Consider the following 17,529-nt stretch of genomic DNA (forward strand, 5'->3'; position numbering starts at 1 on the left):
CTAGACTGATCTCCAAGCTGTACTTAATTCAGAAATGGGGATTCAGACATGGGCCTTCTGGTCGAAGGACGCTGGCAGGACCAGTGGTACGAAAGCAGCAAAGACGGTGCCTTCCAGCGCGAAAACGCCCAGCGTCGTAGCTGGGTTACAGCCGACGGTAAACCTGGACCGTCAGGCGATGGCGGTTTCGAAGCACAGGCAGGCCGCTACCATCTGTATGTTTCCCTCGCCTGCCCATGGGCGCATCGCACGCTGATCCTGCGCAAGCTCAAGGGGCTGGAGAGTCTGATCGACGTTTCGGTCGTCAGTTGGCTGATGCTCGAAAACGGCTGGACCTTTGACCAGCAGAAAGGCTCCAGCGGCGACGCCCTCGACAACCTGACCTTCCTGCATCAGCGCTACACCGCGGATGACCCTCAATACACGGGCCGGGTCACCGTGCCGGTGTTGTGGGATAAACAGCAGCAGCGCATTGTCAGCAACGAGTCGGCGGAGATAATCCGCATGTTCAACTCGGCATTTGATGAACTGACCGGCAACCGCCTGGATTTCTATCCATCAGCGCTGCAGGCGACTATCGACGAGCTCAACGAACGCATTTACCCCGCCGTCAACAACGGCGTGTATCGCGCAGGCTTTGCCACCTCGCAGCATGCCTACGAAGAAGCGTTTGATGACGTGTTTGCGGAACTGGGCGAACTGGAAAACCTGCTGGGCGAGAAGCGCTATCTGGCAGGCGAGCACCTGACCGAGGCCGACGTGAGGCTGTTCACCACCATCGTGCGCTTCGACGCGGTTTATTACAGCCACTTCAAGTGCAACCAGCGGCGTATCGCGGACTACCCGAACCTCAGCAACTGGTTGCGCGAGCTGTACCAGTGGCCGGGTGTCGCCGAGACGGTGAATTTCGAGCACATCAAAGGCCACTATTACGCTAGCCATCGCACCATCAATCCGACCGGGATCATCCCCAAAGGCCCGGCATTGAACCTTGAGGCCAGCCATGATCGCGAACGGCTGTCCGGGATGGGCGTCTGGGAGAAGTAAACAGCATGACAATGGATAGCCCGGCGGGCTATCCATCAAGTGGCATCAGACGGTCGCCTGATTGCCTTCGAACCAGGCCAGCTTTTCACGCAACTGAACCACTTCGCCAATGATCACCAGCGTCGGCGCATGCACTTCGTGCTCGGCCACCAGTTGCGGCAGGTTGGCCAGCGTGCCCGTGAACACTCGCTGATTGGTCGTGGTGCCCTGCTGAACCAGCGCCGCTGGCGTGTCCGCAGAACGACCATGCCTGATCAGCTCCTGGCAGATCACCGGCAAACCGATCAATCCCATGTAGAACACCAGGGTCTGCGCCGGGGCCACCAGATCGGACCACGGCAAATCGGTGGAGCCATCCTTGAGGTGACCGGTGATGAAACGCACCGATTGCGCATGATCGCGGTGGGTCAACGGAATGCCGGCGTAGGCCGCACAACCGCTGGCGGCTGTAATGCCGGGAACCACCTGAAACGGAATGCCGTGAGCCGCCAGTTCTTCGATTTCCTCGCCACCACGGCCGAAGATGAACGGATCGCCGCCCTTGAGACGAACCACCCGCTTGCCCTGCTTGGCCAGATCGACGAGTTGCTTGTTGATCTGATCCTGCGGTACGGCATGTTCGGAACGGCGCTTGCCGACATAGACCCGTTCCGCATCACGGCGGCACAGATCGAGAATGGTCGGCGCCACCAGACGGTCGTAGAGCACCACGTCCGCCTGCTGCATCAGGCGCAAGGCCTTGAACGTCAGCAAGTCAGGATCGCCAGGGCCTGCGCCCACCAGATAAACCTCGCCGGTTTCCGCTGGCGGTTCACCTGCGATCTTGGCAATCAGCAGGCGCTCGGCTTCCGCGCCCTGCCCGGCCAGTTGACGATCGGCAATGGCACCTTGAAAAACATCTTCCCAAAATGCACGGCGCTGCTGGACGTTCGGAAACAGCCCTTTGACCTGATGACGGAAGCGCGCGGCCAGACCGGCCAGTTGCCCGTAGGTCGAGGGAATCCAGGTTTCCAGCTTGGCGCGGATGAGTCGCGCCAGCACCGGCGCATCGCCGCCACTGGACACTGCAATCACCAGCGGTGAGCGGTCGACGATGGCCGGGAAGATGACCGTGCACAGCGCAGGCGCATCCACCACGTTGACCGGCACGCAACGCGCACGGGCATCGTGGGAAACCTGGGCGTTGAGGGGTTCATCGTCGGTCGCGGCGATGATCAGCACGCAGCCGTCCAGATCATCTTCGTGATAACCACGCAGAATCAGCTCACCGCCGCTCTGGACGACCAGTTCGCGCAACTGGCTTTCGATTTCCGGTGCGACGACGCGAATAACGGCACCCGCCTCGAAGATCAGCCGGGATTTGCGCAGGGCGATTTCACCGCCGCCGACCACCAGCACGCGACTGCCACGCAGGTTATGGAACAGCGGCAGAAATTCCATTTAACCGATGACCTCAAGGCCGCCCATGTAGGGCTTGAGAACGTCAGGCACACGAATCGAACCGTCTGCCTGCTGATAGTTTTCCAGCACCGCGACCAGCGTACGCCCTACCGCGAGACCGGAGCCATTCAGTGTATGCACCAGTTCCGGCTTGCCGGTTTCCGGGTTGCGCCAGCGAGCCTGCATGCGACGCGCCTGGAAGTCCCCGCAGTTGGAGCACGAGGAGATTTCACGGTACTTGTCCTGGCTCGGAATCCAGACTTCAAGGTCGTAGGTCTTCACGGCGCTGAAACCCATGTCGCCGGTGCACAGCGCCAGTTTGCGGTAAGGCAGCTCCAGCAGTTGCAGCACGCGTTCGGCGTTGCCGGTCAGCGATTCAAGGGCGGCCATGGACTCGTCCGGCGCAACGATCTGCACCATCTCGACCTTGTCGAACTGATGCTGGCGAATCATGCCGCGAGTGTCACGACCCGACGCGCCCGCTTCGCTGCGGAAGCATGGCGTGTGGGCGACGAACTTCATCGGCAGCTGCTTGGCGTCCAGAATCTCCCCAGACACGATGTTGGTCAGCGACACTTCGGCGGTCGGGATCAGGTACAGATCCGCTTCGCCTTCACGGGAAATCTTGAACAGGTCTTCTTCGAACTTCGGCAATTGACCGGTGCCCTGCAGCGCAGGCGCCTGAACCAGATAAGGCGTGTAAGCCTCTTCGTAGCCATGCTCGTTGATGTGCAGGTTGATCATGAACTGGGCCAGCGCACGATGCAGACGTGCGATAGGGCCACGCAGCAGGGCAAAACGCGCGCCAGACAGCTTGGCGGCGGTTTCGAAATCCAGCCAGCCGTATTGTTCGCCCAGCGCGACGTGGTCCTTGACCTCGAAATCGAAGCGGGTTGGCGTGCCCCAGGTGCTCACCTCGACGTTGCCGTCTTCATCGGCGCCTACCGGAACCGATTCGTGTGGCAGGTTCGGGATATTGAGTACCAGCGCGTCCAGTTCGGCCTGAATGCCGTCCAGCTCGACCTTGCCTTCGCTCAGTTCGGTGCCCATGCGCTCGACGTCCGCCATCAGTGGCGCAATGTCTTCGCCGCGTTGCTTGGCCTGACCGATGGATTTGGAACGGGCGTTACGCTCGGCCTGCAACTGTTCGGTGCGGGTCTGCACAACCTTGCGCTGGGCTTCCAGCGCTTCAATACGGGCCACGTCCAGTGTAAAGCCACGGGAAGCCAGGCGATCCGCTACGTCCTGAAGTTGAGTACGTAACAGTTTGGAATCGAGCATATCGTTCTCTCGTCTATCAAAGTCTGGTCAGGGACAGGCCAACCCACGTTGCGAGCAGCCCGCAGAACACGCTGATACCGGCATAGCCCAGGGCCAGCGGCAGTTGCCCGCTTTCCAGCAGGCGCAGCGTATCCAGTGAAAAGGATGAAAAGGTCGTCAGACCCCCTACAAAACCGACGATCAGGCCGGCTCGAATTTCGATGGGCACTTCAGGGCGCAGCAGAAACAGCCCGTACAGTATGCCGATGATCAGGCAGCCGACGATGTTGACCGCCAGCGTCGCCGTATAAAAATAGCGCGGCCAGTGGGCACTGACCCAGGTACCTGCCGCGAAGCGCAATAATGTACCAGCGATACCGGCGATCGACACCGCAAGAATGGTCTGAATCACTACTTTCTCCGCTTGCGGGGGCTGGCTTCATCCAGCGCGTTCAGATGCCTGAGCTTTTCGCCGATCTTGAGTTCGAGCCCACGAGGAACCGGCTGATAATACTGGCGCGGTTCAAGCTCGTCAGGAAAGTAATCTTCGCCTGCCGCGTAGGCATCGGGCTCGTCATGGGCGTAGCGGTATTCTTCGCCATAGCCGAGTTGCTTCATCAGCTTGGTCGGTGCATTGCGCAGGTGCAACGGAACCTCGAGCGACCCGTGCTCGGACGCTTCGCGCATGGCGCTCTTGAACGCCATGTACACCGCGTTGCTTTTAGGCGCGCAGGCCAGATAGACAATGGCCTGAGCGACCGCCAACTCGCCTTCCGGACTGCCGAGGCGCTCCTGAACATCCCAGGCTGACATGCACAGCGGCAAAGCGCGTGGATCGGCGTTGCCGATATCCTCACTGGCCATGCGCACGACACGGCGCGCCAGGTACAACGGGTCACAGCCGCCGTCGATCATACGCGCGAACCAGTACAGGGCAGCATCCGGGTTGGACCCGCGAATCGACTTGTGCAGCGCGGATATCTGGTCGTAGAACGCTTCACCGCCCTTGTCGAAACGACGTCGGCTATCGCCCAGCAGGCTTTGCAGCAGTTCGGTGCCGATCTCACTGCCATCTTCGGCAAGATCGGAAGCGTTCTCGAGCAGGTTGAGCATGCGACGCCCGTCACCGTCGGCGGCCGCCATGAGAATCGCAAAGCCTTCATCGTTCAAGGTCAGCTGGCGCTGTCCCAGACCGCGATCCTCGGTCAGTGCACGATGAACCAGCTTGCGCAGTGCGGTTTCGTCGAGGCTCTTGAGCACATAGACCCGTGCCCGGGACAGCAAGGCGTTGTTCAGTTCGAAGGACGGGTTCTCGGTGGTCGCACCGATGAAAATCAGGGTCCCGTCTTCGACATACGGCAGAAACGCATCCTGCTGCGACTTGTTGAAACGGTGCACTTCGTCAACGAACAGAATCGTACGTCGACCGTACTGACCTGCCTGCTGCTTGGCGACCTCGACGGCCTGGCGAATTTCCTTTACCCCGGCCAATACGGCAGAAACCGTTTCGAAGTGGGCATCCGACACCTTGGCCAGCAGCCGGGCGAGCGTGGTCTTGCCCACGCCCGGCGGCCCCCAGAAGATCATGGAGTGCAGCGCGCCCTGCTCCAGCGCCTCGCGCAGAGGCTTGCCATGAGCCAGCACGTGCTCCTGACCGACGTATTCGTCCAGATTGGTCGCACGCAGACGTGCGGCCAGTGGCTGGGCGATGGGTTCACGGCTAAACAGGTCCATGGTTCGGGATCAGGCCTTCTTACTCTTGAATGACATCAGCACCCTTGGGAATCTGGAACTGAAACTTGCTGGCAGCGATAGGCTCGTTGGCCTTGACGCCGGTGAACAGGATATTGGTACGCTGGCCGACGCTGTCGACCAACTGCATGTCGTTGATGATGCCGTTACGGAACGACAGGCGCAGGCTGTCGAACAACGTGTCCTTGGTCTTGGGCTTGAGCACGAAGTCGATCACGCCGCCCGCTTCCTTGGCGGTGATGTCAAAGCTTTCGCTGATCTTCGACACGTCACCGGAGAGCAGCAGCGCCGGGGTCTGGGTCAGGCGTTGATCGAGGGTCTTGATGGTGACCTGCTCGAGATCCGGATCCCACAGCGAGACTTTCTTGCCGTCGGACACCATCAGTTGCTCCTGAGGTGCGTCAGTGTGCCAGTTGAACAGGCCGGGGCGTTGCAGCGCCATTTCACCCGTGGTTTCCTGCAATTGGGTGCCGCCACCATCCAGCGTCAACTGGGAGAAGCGTGCGGTCAGGGTGCGGGAGTTTTCCAGCAACTGGGTCAGGCGTGTCACGTCCTTGCTGTCTGCATGGGCGGGGATCACGGAAAAAGTCAGTGCGGTTGCCAGCAGCATGCGGATAAGACGCATGGAATTCCTCTTTGCAGTCATTGGATGTCACGACAGCGGGCAGAACCCGCTGTCGACGCAGTTTTGCAATCAGTCACGCATCGGGCCGGGGGCAATGACTTCGCGGGAGCCGTTGGTGTTCATGGAGGTCACGACACCCGCCATCTCCATCGCCTCGATCATGCGCGCCGCGCGGTTGTAGCCAATCTTGAGCTTGCGCTGTACAGCGGAAATCGACGCACGACGACTCTCGAGTACAAATTTGACGGCTTCGTCGTAGAGCGCATCGCTTTCGCTGTCCTCACCGCCTTCACCGCCACCGCCATCGAAGCCGCTGCCGGCCTCTTCGACGCCAGCCAGAATATCGTCGTTGTAGTCCGGGGTGCCGCGCAGTTTCCAGGCCTCCACCACGCGGTGCACCTCTTCGTCGGAAACGAACGCACCGTGCACACGAATCGGCAGGCTGGTGCCCGGAGGCATGTACAGCATGTCACCGTGGCCCAGCAGTTGCTCGGCACCGCCCTGATCGATGATGGTCCGTGAGTCGATCTTGCTCGACACCTGGAACGCCATGCGCGTCGGGATGTTGGCCTTGATCAGACCGGTGATCACATCGACCGACGGCCGCTGGGTCGCGAGGATCAGGTGAATACCCGCAGCACGAGCCTTCTGGGCGATACGGGCAATGAGTTCTTCAACCTTCTTGCCGACGATCATCATCATGTCGGCGAATTCGTCCACCACGACCACGATGGTTGGCAACTTGGTCAGCAGCGGCGCTTCGTCATGGATGCTTTCACGCTTGTAGAGCGGATCTGCCAGCGGCTCGCCGGCGTCCTGGGCGTCCTTGACCTTCTGGTTGAAGCCCGACAGGTTACGCACGCCCATCTTGGCCATCAGCTTGTAGCGACGCTCCATCTCGGCCACGCTCCAGCGCAATGCGTTGGCAGCGTCCTTCATGTCGGTCACCACCGGACACAGCAGGTGCGGAATGCCTTCGTAGATCGACAGTTCCAGCATCTTCGGGTCGATCATGATCAGCTTGGCATCATCCGGCCCGGACTTGAACAGGATCGACAGGATCATCGCGTTCACACCCACCGACTTACCGGAACCGGTGGTACCCGCCACCAGCAGGTGCGGCATCTTGGCCAGATCGGTAATCACCGGTTTGCCGCCGATGTCGTGACCGAGCGCCAGCGTCACCGGAGACTTGGCGTTGTCATATTCCGGCGTCGAAAGAACCTCGGAGAAACGCACGATCTGGCGGTCCTCGTTGGGAATCTCGATACCCACAGTGGTCTTGCCGGGAATGACCTCGACCACACGTACGCTGGTCACTGCCAGCGAACGCGCAAGGTCCTTGGCCAGGTTGGAAATACGGCTGACCTTGACGCCCGCCGCCGGCTGGATTTCGTAGCGAGTAATCACAGGACCCGGATGAATGGAATCCACCGTGACCTCGACACCGAACTCCTTGAGCTTGATTTCCAGCAGATGCCCCACAGCCGCCAGGGACTCGGGGGAATAATTGAGCTGCTTCTTCTCCGCCGGATCAAGAATCGAGATCGGTGGCAGGGTGCCTTCGACTGCGCTGTCAACGAACAGCGGGGCCTGCTTTTCCTTCTGCACGCGCTTGCTGGGCTCGGGCGGACGCGAAGGTGCAGGAGCAATGACCGCAGGCACATGCTTTTCACGCTCGGTCATGTGCTTGCTGAGGGACACTTCACGCTCGATGATCCGCTCGCGGGCCTTGGCCTGCTCACGGCGATCGGACGCCGCAGGCGCGACCACGTCGTTGACCTGCATATCGACTTCACGCAATTGCGCGACCATCTGCCTGCGCTCGACACGGGCAGCCCACCAGCGGTTGGCGGCACCCTGGAACAGCTCGAACAGGTCCAGGGTGATCTTGCCGGTCACGTCCATGACCTTGAACCAGGACAGGTCGGTGAATACGGTCAGACCAAACAGGAACAGCGCAATGAACAGCAAGGTGCTGCCCTGGATGTTCAATGCTTTCTTGGCCAAATCGCCTAGGACTTCACCCAGCACGCCACCGGCAGAACCCGGAAAGCCTGCTGCGAAGTGAAAATGGATGTGCGCCAGCGCAGCACCTGCCAGCACCAGAAACACCAGACCGATCAGGCGCCAGGAGAACAGCCAGCCGCTCCACTGCCAGGGTTCGTGACGATGACGGAACACCTGCCAGGCCTTGATGGCCAGCAGCAGCGGAAAGATATAGGCGAAGTAACCCAGCACCATGAACAGGATGTCGGCACAGAACGCACCGGCACGCCCGGCAGCATTCTGCACTTGAGCGGCGCTGCTGGTATGGCTCCAGCCCGGATCGCTCTGATCGTAGGTCAATAACGCCATCATCAGGTACAGGCACAGGGCGCCGAAGGCGATCAAGGCACCTTCCTTGAGCCGGTAATGCAGTTGCTGTCGCCAAAGCGGAACAGCGCTGGGTGCTGGTGTGGATTTCTTCAAAACGCTTTATTTCCTGCGCTGGAGCGCGAACATCTCGTTGATTGACGTTGAACGGCTGTCGCCGGCACCGGCTGCGCCCTGATAAAAAAGGCCACAGCCCGCTGTGAGGCCTGATCGAGAACCGTTTGAATGATAATGCGCAAAGCCGGCATTGTAAGGCCTTAGAGGCCTTGAGGTCTGTACGAAAACTCGCTTGAACGGTTTCATGCCTGATAAAAAAGCCTGCGTAGAGGTCGACCATCCTCATGCATCGTCGACAGCGTTCAATTTGAGCACGCATTTTCTTTTGTGACAAAGGCTTATGGCAGGATTCTGCCAACAGCCCGCAACACGGCGCCCATGACCCCGCGATCCTTTGCGCGCCCTACCGCAAGCAGCCGACAAGCGCCATAATGACGACCGCTTGTGACCGCGTTTGCCGCACGGAGTTGCAAACACGTATCGCATGCGCCCTCCCCTTCCGCAAAGTCGTGATGCCCATGCTGACCTGGTTACAACGCAACAGCCTCGATTTTCCGCCACTGGACAAGGCCCTTCGCGAGCCAAACGGATTGCTCGCTGCGGGTGGAGACCTTTCTGCCGACCGCCTGATTCGCGCCTACCGTCACGGCTGCTTTCCCTGGTTTCAGGACGGCCAGCCCATCCTGTGGTGGTCGCCCGACCCGAGAACCGTGCTGCTGCCAGAAGAACTGCACGTCTCGCGCAGTCTCGGCAAGGTTCTGCGCCAGGCTCGCTACACCGTCACCTTCGATCAGGACTTCGCCGCCGTCATACAAGCCTGCGCTGCGCCTCGCAGTTACGCCAATGAAACCTGGATAACCCGTTCGATGCAGGACGCCTACCTTGAGCTGCATCGCCGTGGACACGCCCACAGCGTCGAGGTCTGGGAAAACGATGTTCTGGTCGGTGGCCTTTATGGCCTGGCGATGGGGCAACTGTTTTTCGGGGAGTCCATGTTCAGCCGCGCAGACAACGCTTCCAAGGTCGGATTCGCCACGCTGGTGGAACGCCTGCAAGCCTGGGGCTTCGTTCTGATCGACTGCCAGATGCCGACTCAGCACTTGCACAGCTTCGGCGCCCGTTCGATTCCACGGCAGGCCTTTGCCGATTATTTGAACCGTCATCTGGATCAACCGACTAACGCAGACTGGTTGCCTAGGCGAGTTTGACAGGCTGGCATACACTCATGATTAAAGGTTTTTCGACAAGGGGGCGATCATGACGGAGCTGGCGCGGCTTAAGTTTTATGCCACTCAACCCCATACCTGCAGTTACTTGCCTGAAGAGCAGGCGACGACGCTGTTTCTGGACCCCAGCCAACCTATGGATGTTCAGGTTTATGCCGACCTGTCCGATATGGGTTTTCGGCGTAGCGGCGATCACCTTTACCGCCCTCACTGCCAGAACTGCAGTGCCTGCGTGCCTGCACGCATCCCCGTGAATCTGTTCGTGCCCGACCGCCAGCAAAAACGCATTCTCAAGCGCAACGCCGACATTCAGGTGCGCAGTACCAAGCCGGTTTTTACTCAGGAATACTTCGATCTCTACCAGCGCTACATCGAACAGCGGCATGCCGATGGCGACATGTTTCCACCGAGTCGCGATCAGTTTTCGACGTTTCTGGTGCGCGACCTACCGTTTTCACGCTTTTATGAGTTCCGTCTCGAGGGTCGTCTTCTCGCAGTGGCGGTGACTGACCTGCTGCCCAACGGTCTTTCTGCGGTCTATACCTTTTACGAGCCCGAAGAAGAACGCCGAAGCCTGGGCCGTTATGCAATCTTGTGGCAGATCGCTGAAGCCGCGAGGTTGCAGTTGCATGCGGTGTACCTGGGCTACTGGATAAAGAACTGCAAAAAGATGAATTACAAGACCCAATATCGCCCCATCGAGCTGCTTACCAATCAAAGATGGGTCACTCTGTATTGAACCCCTTGGCTTAAACAGGTTTTTTCGGGCACAATGCACGCCGCTTTTGCCTGGCGCCACTTGCACCGGGCCACTCATTTGTATACCGAGGGCTTTACTGCATGTCGAAAGAAGACAGCTTCGAAATGGAAGGCACTGTCGTCGACACCCTGCCCAACACCATGTTTCGCGTGGAGTTGGAAAACGGGCACGTCGTAACCGCGCATATCTCCGGCAAGATGCGCAAGAATTACATCCGTATTCTGACCGGTGACAAGGTGCGTGTAGAGTTGACGCCCTATGACTTGAGCAAAGGGCGTATCACCTACCGCGCTCGTTAATCAGGCATCAACAAAAACGCCCGGCATATGCCGGGCGTTTTTGTTTCTGACAATTGAGGACAATCCGAACAGATCCGGGACCGCGCCCGTTTCCGGGCGCATCCCCTACTCCATCACGCCATCTCTGCCGTGGTTTCGTAGTCGAACGTGATCTCGCCGTCCTTGATGTCGATGTGGACCACACCGCCGTGCTCTGACAATTCGCCGAACAGGATCTCTTCAGCCAGTGGCCGCTTGATCTTGTCCTGAATCAGACGAGCCATTGGTCGAGCGCCCATCGCCGCATCGTAGCCACCCTGCGCCAGCCAGCTTCTGGCCGCGTCGGAGACTTCGAGCAGTACACGCTTGTCTTCCAGCTGCGCCTGAAGCTCGGTGAGGAACTTGTCCACCACGCTCTTGATGACTTCGTGGCTGAGACGGCCAAACTGGATGATCGTGTCGAGACGGTTGCGGAATTCCGGCGTGAAGCTCTTCTTGATCACTTCCATTGCATCGGAAGAGTGATCCTGATGAGTGAAACCGATCGAGGCCCTCGCAGCCGATTCAGCACCGGCGTTGGTGGTCATGATCACGATCACGTTGCGGAAATCGGCCTTGCGCCCGTTGTTGTCAGTCAGCGTACCGTGGTCCATGACCTGCAGCAGCAGGTTGAAGACTTCCGGATGCGCCTTCTCGATTTCATCGAGCAACAGCACGCAATGCGGCTGACGCGTGATGGCCTCGGTCAGCAGACCGCCCTGATCGAACCCGACGTAACCCGGAGGCGCGCCGATGAGACGTGAAACGGTGTGCCGCTCCATATACTCGGACATGTCGAAACGAATCAGCTCGACGCCCAGCGCCTTGGCCAGCTGACGAGCCGCCTCGGTCTTGCCGACACCGGTCGGACCTGCGAACAGGAACGAGCCGACTGGCTTGTCCGGCGACTTGAGGCCTGCACGGGACAGCTTGATCGCAGTGGACAGCGAATCGATTGCTGCATCCTGACCGAACACCGTGAGCTTGAGGTCGCGCTCCAGATTACGCAGCAGTTCCTTGTCGGAACTGTTGACGTGTTTCGGGGGAATACGCGCGATCTTGGCGACGATGTCCTCGACCTGAGGCACGTCGATTCGCTTCACTCGCTGCTCCACCGGCTGCAGACGCTGGTAGGCGCCCGCCTCATCGATCACGTCGATTGCCTTGTCAGGCATGTGACGATCATTGATGTAGCGTGATGCAAGTTCGGCTGCGGCGCGCAGCGCCTCATCACTGTACTCGATGCTGTGATGCTGCTCGAAACGCCCCTTGAGGCCTCTCAGGATGCCAATGGTGTCCTCGACCGAAGGCTCGGACACATCGACTTTCTGGAAGCGGCGTGCAAGCGCTCGGTCCTTCTCGAAAATCCCGCGGAATTCCTGGAAGGTGGTCGAGCCGATGCAACGAATATCACCCGAAGACAGTAATGGCTTGAGCAGATTCGAAGCGTCCATGACGCCGCCGGACGCAGCACCCGCACCAATGATCGTGTGGATCTCATCGATGAACAGAATCGCATGCGGACGCTTGCGCAGTTCATTGAGCAGCGCCTTGAAGCGCTTCTCGAAATCGCCACGGTATTTGGTACCGGCCAGCAGCGCACCGAGGTCGAGCGAGTAGACGACACTGCTGGCAAGCAGGTCAGGGACCTGATTGTCCACAATGCGCTTGGCCAGACCCTCGGCGATCGCTGTCTTGCCGACACCCGCCTCACCGACCAGCAAAGGGTTGTTTTTGCGACGACGCGCCAGGATCTGTGCGACACGCTCGACTTCGCTTTCGCGGCCGACCAGCGGATCGATGCGCCCCTGACGGGCCAGTTCGTTCAGATTGCTGGCATAGGCATCCAGAGGATTGCCAGAGGAAGATGCTTCACCGCCCTCGTCGTCCTGCATATCTTGCTCACCTTCAGAAGAGTGTTCGCCATGCCCCGGAACCTTGGAGATTCCGTGGGCGATGTAATTGACGACATCAATCCGGGCAACGCTCTGCTGCTTGAGCAGAAACACGGCCTGGCTTTCCTGCTCACTGAAAATCGCAACCAGCACATTGGCACCGGTCACTTCACGCTTGCCGGAGCTCTGTACGTGGAAGACTGCGCGCTGCAGGACGCGCTGGAAACCCAACGTCGGCTGGGTTTCGCGATCCTCGTCGTGGACGGGGATCAGTGGAGTGGTGGAGTCGATAAACTCCTGCAGATCATGCTTGAGCTTATCGAGGTTTGCGCCGCAGGCACGCAAGACAGTGGCTGCAGCCTCATTATCCAATAAGGCCAGCAGGAGGTGCTCGACCGTCATGAACTCATGACGTTTTGAACGAGCTTCCTTGAAGGCCAGATTGAGGGTGACTTCGAGCTCACGGTTTAACATAGCTTCACCTCATACCCAAGTGGTCGGCGATTAACCGTCCTTCTCGATCTCACAGAGTAGTGGATGCTGGCTCTCCCTGGCGTATTGATTGACCTGCATTGCCTTGGTCTCGGCGATGTCGCGGGTAAACAATCCGCAGACTGCCCGTCCCTCTGTATGGACGGCCAGCATGACCTTGGTAGCCAGCTCACGATTCAGGTTAAAAAACACCTCGAGCACTTCAACGACGAAATCCATCGGGGTGTAGTCATCGTTAAATAAAACCACCTTGTACATCGGTGGCGCCTGCAGGGTCGGCTTGGCGTCCTGCACTGCGATGCCAGCCGAGTCGTCCTCGTGTGATTGCGGACCATCCTGATTGAATGTTAGTCGAATCTTGCTGAATGCATGCATGGAAAGAAACGTTCGTGGTAAAGGGCGGATTGAGCCTGAGTCGCGATCTGACCAGTTTTGAATTGGACTGCCGCATGACCTTGACTATCAGCTAAACGGTGTTACAAACAATAGAGCCCACATTGGGTAAAAAGGGTCCGCGCAGTCAACCAAAATTTTTTAGGTCAGGCGGATTGAGGTGGATGATACTCCAGACGGAGTCCTTTGCAGAGGGATATGGCTATGCTCAGTGGTAAAGTCAAGTGGTTCAATAATGCAAAAGGCTATGGATTTATCCTTGCCGACGGCAAGAATGAAGATCTGTTCGCTCATTATTCGGCTATCCACATGGATGGATACAAAACACTCAAGGCGGGCCAGCCGGTCAGCTTCGAGATTATCCAGGGCCCGAAGGGTTTGCATGCAGTCAATATAACCACGGTCACGGCAGGCGTCAGCGCTGCGACCGAGGGTTCGAATGCAACCCAGAAAGCTTCAAATGTGCCAGCCTAGGGCGAACCACCACAAACGCCAGCCATAGGAGGCAGCCGGTTCTGAAGTGATTGAACCGGCCGTTTCTGATAGCTGGGGCGGTTTACATGTGCTCAATGAGCGCATCGCCGAACGCTGAGGAGGACAACAACGTTGCGCCCTCCATCAACTGCTCAAAGTCATAGGTCACCGTTTTAGCGGAGATTGCGCCGTTGGTGCCTTTGATGATCCCCCCGCCTCCACACATCCATATTTCGGCCGATAGAACCACCGACCCCGGATTGACCTGGTCCTTGCCCTCCTGCCCGGGAGCAGTACCCCGCGCGACCTCGAACATCGCAACGGTGTCCGACAGCCTGGTGCCCGGCGCAACTCAACATTGAGCGAGCGTATGCCGCCGCCGACAAGCGTGGTCAGCGATCCCTTGTGGACACAACGTATTCCCTGACCGTGTCGAGGGCTTCATCAGACAGCCAGGTGTCGGGGCCATAGACTTGGGTCGCCTTCTCTCCCGCATAGACCTCCATCCAGGAAATCCTGCGCTGACCGCCGTACGCCTTTTCAACAGCCGCATCCAAGACCTTGATCATCACCGGGCTGATGTCGACACCGGTTCCGTCATCTTCTATATAGGGAATGATCGGTGTGTCGGGTACGCTCAGGGAGTGATCGGGGTTGACCGTTATCTTTTCACCCACCATCTGGAATGCTTATTCTCTGGTATTCAATGACTGACTCCGCTTTCGGGTCTGATTGGACTGCGTGACAGGCATTCAGCGTAGCCACGTCCACTGTCAACCGCCAACCGAAGCGCCCTGTGTGAACACCATAAAACACCCGAAAACATTGACCCAGAGCGGTCTCGTTCGACCAACGGCGAATATTCATTATTCGATAGCACGCATAGCATTAATGCTTGGCGCCAAGGGTTTGATATACTGCGCGCCGTGACCGCAGAGTCATAAAGGCTGACCCGTCTGAACCAGACCTCTCAGCCTTACAGATGCGCCGGACCGGAGCTCGGCCCGGCAGCTTGACGCTCGACTGATGCACCCAACATCACCGCGAATAAACCTCGACCCAGGCTCATGACTGAACTGTGAGCAGAGTGCATACCCTGCGCGTATCGAGATTTTGTGCATGCTCAGCAAAACAGAGAGTTAATACGAATGTCCAACCGCTCGAAGATCATCTATACCTTCACCGACGAAGCTCCGGCCCTCGCCACCTATTCGCTGCTGCCCATTATCGAAGCGTTCACCGCCTCCTCCGATATCGACGTGGAAACGCGTGATATCTCCCTGGCAGGCCGCGTTCTTTCCAGCTTCCCGGAGTCGCTTGGCGCCGATCAACAAGTGCCGGATCATCTCGCCGAGCTCGGCAAACTGGCCACCACGCCAGAAGCCAACATCATCAAATTGCCCAACATCAGTGCTTCGGTTCCGCAGTTGAAAGCGACCATCAAGGAGCTTCAGGATCAGGGTTTCAAGATTCCCGACTACCCTGAAGCACCGACCACTGACGCAGAAAAAGAAACCCGCGCCCGCTACGACAAGGTCAAGGGCAGCGCTGTAAACCCGGTTCTGCGTGAAGGCAACTCCGACCGTCGCGCGCCACTGTCGGTCAAGAACTACGCTCGCAAGCACCCGCACAAGATGGGCACCTGGTCTTCCGACTCCAAGGCCCACGTTGCCCACATGAGCAACGGCGACTTCTACGGCAGCGAAAAAGCCGCCCAGATCGAAGCGGACAACACCGTCAAGATCGAATTGGTCGCTCAGGATGGCACCACCACCGTCCTGAAAGAAAAAACCGCCGTGAAAGCGGGCGAGATCGTCGATTGCTCGGTCATGAGCGCCAAGGCACTGCGCAGCTTCATCGCCGCTGAAATCGAAGACGCCAAGAAGCAGGGCGTACTGTTCTCGGTGCACCTGAAAGCCACCATGATGAAGATCTCCGATCCGATCATGTTCGGCCAGATCGTCGACGAGTTCTACAAGGATGCGCTGACCAAGCACGCTGACACGCTGAAGCAGATCGGCTTCAACCTGAACAACGGCATCGGCGACCTGTACGACCGCATCAGCGCCCTGCCCGCCGACAAGCAGGCCGAAATCAAGGCTGACATCGCTGCGGTCTACGCCGTTCGTCCGCAACTGGCGATGGTCAACTCCGACAAGGGCATCACCAACCTGCACGTACCGAGCGACGTGATCGTCGATGCGTCCATGCCTGCCATGATCCGTGACTCCGGCAAGATGTGGGGCACCGATGGCCAGTTGCACGATGCCAAGGCCGTGATCCCGGACCGCTGCTACGCCACCATCTATCAGGCAGTCATCGAAGACTGCAAGAAGAACGGCGCATTCGATCCGACCACCATGGGCAGCGTACCGAACGTCGGCCTGATGGCTCAGAAAGCCGAAGAGTACGGTTCGCACGACAAGACCTTCCAGATCAATACCGACGGCGTGGTCCGCGTGACCGACAGCCAGGGCAATCTGCTCATGGAGCAGAAGGTCGAGACCGGCGATATCTGGCGCATGTGTCAGGCCAAGGACGCACCGATCCAGGACTGGGTCAAACTGGCCGTCAACCGCGCTCGCGCAAGCAACACTCCAGCCATTTTCTGGCTCGACGCCTCCCGTGCGCACGACAGCGTGATGATCGAGAAAGTACGTCAGTACCTGCGTGACCACGACACTTCAGGCCTGGACATCCAGATCCTGTCGCCGGTCGAAGCCATGAAGCTGACCCTGGAACGCACCCGCGCCGGCAAGGACACCATTTCGGTAACCGGTAACGTATTGCGCGACTACCTGACCGACCTGTTCCCGATCATGGAACTGGGCACCAGCGCCAAGATGCTGTCTATCGTCCCGCTGATGAATGGCGGCGGCCTGTTCGAAACCGGCGCTGGCGGCTCGGCACCGAAGCACGTTCAGCAGTTCGTGGAAGAAAACTTCCTGCGCTGGGATTCGCTGGGTGAGTTCCTCGCCCTGGCTGCTTCCCTGGAGCATCTGGGCAACGCCTACAACAACCCGAAAGCACTGGTTCTGTCCAAGACCCTCGACCAGGCCACTGGCGAGTTCCTGGACCGCAACAAGTCGCCTTCGCGCAAGGTCGGCGGCATCGACAACCGTGGCAGCCACTTCTACCTGACCCTGTTCTGGGCACAGGCGCTGGCAGCTCAGAATGACGATGCAGCCCTCAAGGCGCAGTTCGCTCCGCTGGCCAAGACCCTGACCGACAACGAAGAAAAAATCGTTGCCGAGCTCAATGCGGTTCAAGGCAAGCCAGTGGAAATCGGTGGCTACTACTACGCCAACGCCGAGAAGACCAGCAAAGCCATGCGTCCAAGCGCAACCTTGAACGCAGCCATCGCCGCGTTGTAAGAGGCAACCCGGGCGACGCCATCCAGCGTCGCTCCCTGAAA

General features: G+C 58.8%; 14 protein-coding genes and 1 pseudogene. 6 read left to right on the plus strand and 9 right to left on the minus strand.

Annotated features, from left to right (window positions below; all coding sequences use genetic code 11):
* The first annotated feature begins 48 nt into the window (after window positions 1-48).
* Window positions 49-1,047 carry a glutathione S-transferase family protein gene (locus CFBP1590_RS16150; protein WP_029244551.1) on the plus strand — a complete coding sequence of 333 codons (999 nt, stop codon included), beginning with the start codon at window positions 49-51 and terminating at the stop codon, window positions 1,045-1,047.
* A gap of 45 nt (window positions 1,048-1,092) precedes the next feature.
* Here CFBP1590_RS16150 and cysG read toward each other — a convergent pair whose 3' ends face one another.
* From cysG to ftsK, 6 genes are all read right to left on the minus strand, one after another.
* Window positions 1,093-2,487, minus strand: a complete 1,395-nt coding sequence (gene cysG / locus CFBP1590_RS16155) for a siroheme synthase CysG (protein ID WP_025993118.1) — start codon at window positions 2,485-2,487, stop codon at window positions 1,093-1,095.
* Window positions 2,488-3,768 carry a serine--tRNA ligase gene (serS, locus tag CFBP1590_RS16160; RefSeq protein ID WP_004884697.1) on the minus strand — a complete coding sequence of 427 codons (1,281 nt, stop codon included), beginning with the start codon at window positions 3,766-3,768 and terminating at the stop codon, window positions 2,488-2,490. It abuts the gene before it with no gap.
* A 16-nt stretch (window positions 3,769-3,784) separates the two neighbouring features.
* Window positions 3,785-4,159 carry a fluoride efflux transporter CrcB gene (gene crcB, locus CFBP1590_RS16165; RefSeq protein WP_088235504.1) on the minus strand — a complete coding sequence of 125 codons (375 nt, stop codon included), beginning with the start codon at window positions 4,157-4,159 and terminating at the stop codon, window positions 3,785-3,787.
* Window positions 4,159-5,481, minus strand: a complete 1,323-nt coding sequence (locus tag CFBP1590_RS16170; protein WP_004884694.1) for a replication-associated recombination protein A — start codon at window positions 5,479-5,481, stop codon at window positions 4,159-4,161. Before CFBP1590_RS16170 ends, crcB begins: the two co-directional genes overlap by 1 nt.
* 19 nt (window positions 5,482-5,500) lie before the next feature.
* A complete protein-coding gene (gene lolA, locus CFBP1590_RS16175; RefSeq protein ID WP_004884692.1) occupies window positions 5,501-6,124 on the minus strand; it encodes an outer membrane lipoprotein periplasmic chaperone LolA in 624 nt (207 codons plus the stop codon).
* 69 nt (window positions 6,125-6,193) lie between these two features.
* Window positions 6,194-8,596, minus strand: a complete 2,403-nt coding sequence (gene ftsK, locus CFBP1590_RS16180) for a DNA translocase FtsK (RefSeq protein ID WP_025993122.1) — start codon at window positions 8,594-8,596, stop codon at window positions 6,194-6,196.
* A 479-nt stretch (window positions 8,597-9,075) separates the two neighbouring features.
* On the opposite strand from ftsK, the gene aat reads away from it, so the two are divergent.
* The 3 genes from aat to infA all read left to right on the plus strand — a co-directional run bounded on the left by aat (window position 9,076) and on the right by infA (window position 10,842).
* Window positions 9,076-9,765 (plus strand): leucyl/phenylalanyl-tRNA--protein transferase, encoded by a 690-nt coding sequence (gene aat / locus CFBP1590_RS16185; protein WP_029244552.1) that lies wholly within the window; start codon window positions 9,076-9,078, stop codon window positions 9,763-9,765.
* 49 nt (window positions 9,766-9,814) lie between these two features.
* Window positions 9,815-10,522 (plus strand): arginyltransferase, encoded by a 708-nt coding sequence (locus CFBP1590_RS16190; RefSeq protein WP_004884684.1) that lies wholly within the window; start codon window positions 9,815-9,817, stop codon window positions 10,520-10,522.
* Between the two features lie 101 nt (window positions 10,523-10,623).
* Entirely contained in the window at window positions 10,624-10,842 is a 219-nt protein-coding gene (infA, locus tag CFBP1590_RS16195; protein ID WP_002553999.1) for a translation initiation factor IF-1, read from the plus strand.
* Between the two features lie 113 nt (window positions 10,843-10,955).
* On the opposite strand, the gene clpA is transcribed toward infA, so the two are convergent.
* Together clpA and clpS are read right to left on the minus strand one after the other, a co-directional pair.
* Entirely contained in the window at window positions 10,956-13,229 is a 2,274-nt protein-coding gene (clpA, locus tag CFBP1590_RS16200) for an ATP-dependent Clp protease ATP-binding subunit ClpA (protein ID WP_004884681.1), read from the minus strand.
* 30 nt (window positions 13,230-13,259) lie between these two features.
* Window positions 13,260-13,622, minus strand: a complete 363-nt coding sequence (gene clpS / locus CFBP1590_RS16205) for an ATP-dependent Clp protease adapter ClpS (protein ID WP_004884680.1) — start codon at window positions 13,620-13,622, stop codon at window positions 13,260-13,262.
* A gap of 222 nt (window positions 13,623-13,844) precedes the next feature.
* On the opposite strand from clpS, the gene cspD reads away from it, so the two are divergent.
* The gene (cspD, locus tag CFBP1590_RS16210; RefSeq protein WP_088235505.1) at window positions 13,845-14,114 is read left to right on the plus strand and encodes a cold shock domain-containing protein CspD; all 270 of its coding nucleotides are present in this window, start codon (window positions 13,845-13,847) and stop codon (window positions 14,112-14,114) included.
* An 82-nt stretch (window positions 14,115-14,196) separates the two neighbouring features.
* Here the strand turns inward: cspD and CFBP1590_RS16215 are convergent.
* Window positions 14,197-14,822: pseudogene (locus CFBP1590_RS16215) on the minus strand (isocitrate/isopropylmalate family dehydrogenase).
* Between the two features lie 440 nt (window positions 14,823-15,262).
* On the opposite strand from CFBP1590_RS16215, the gene CFBP1590_RS16220 reads away from it, so the two are divergent.
* Window positions 15,263-17,488 (plus strand): NADP-dependent isocitrate dehydrogenase, encoded by a 2,226-nt coding sequence (locus CFBP1590_RS16220; RefSeq protein ID WP_058430521.1) that lies wholly within the window; start codon window positions 15,263-15,265, stop codon window positions 17,486-17,488.
* The last annotated feature ends 41 nt before the right edge of the window (window positions 17,489-17,529 follow it).

It is taken from the genome of Pseudomonas viridiflava (genome assembly GCF_900184295.1).
GTDB classification, from domain to species: Bacteria; Pseudomonadota; Gammaproteobacteria; order Pseudomonadales; family Pseudomonadaceae; genus Aquipseudomonas; species Aquipseudomonas viridiflava.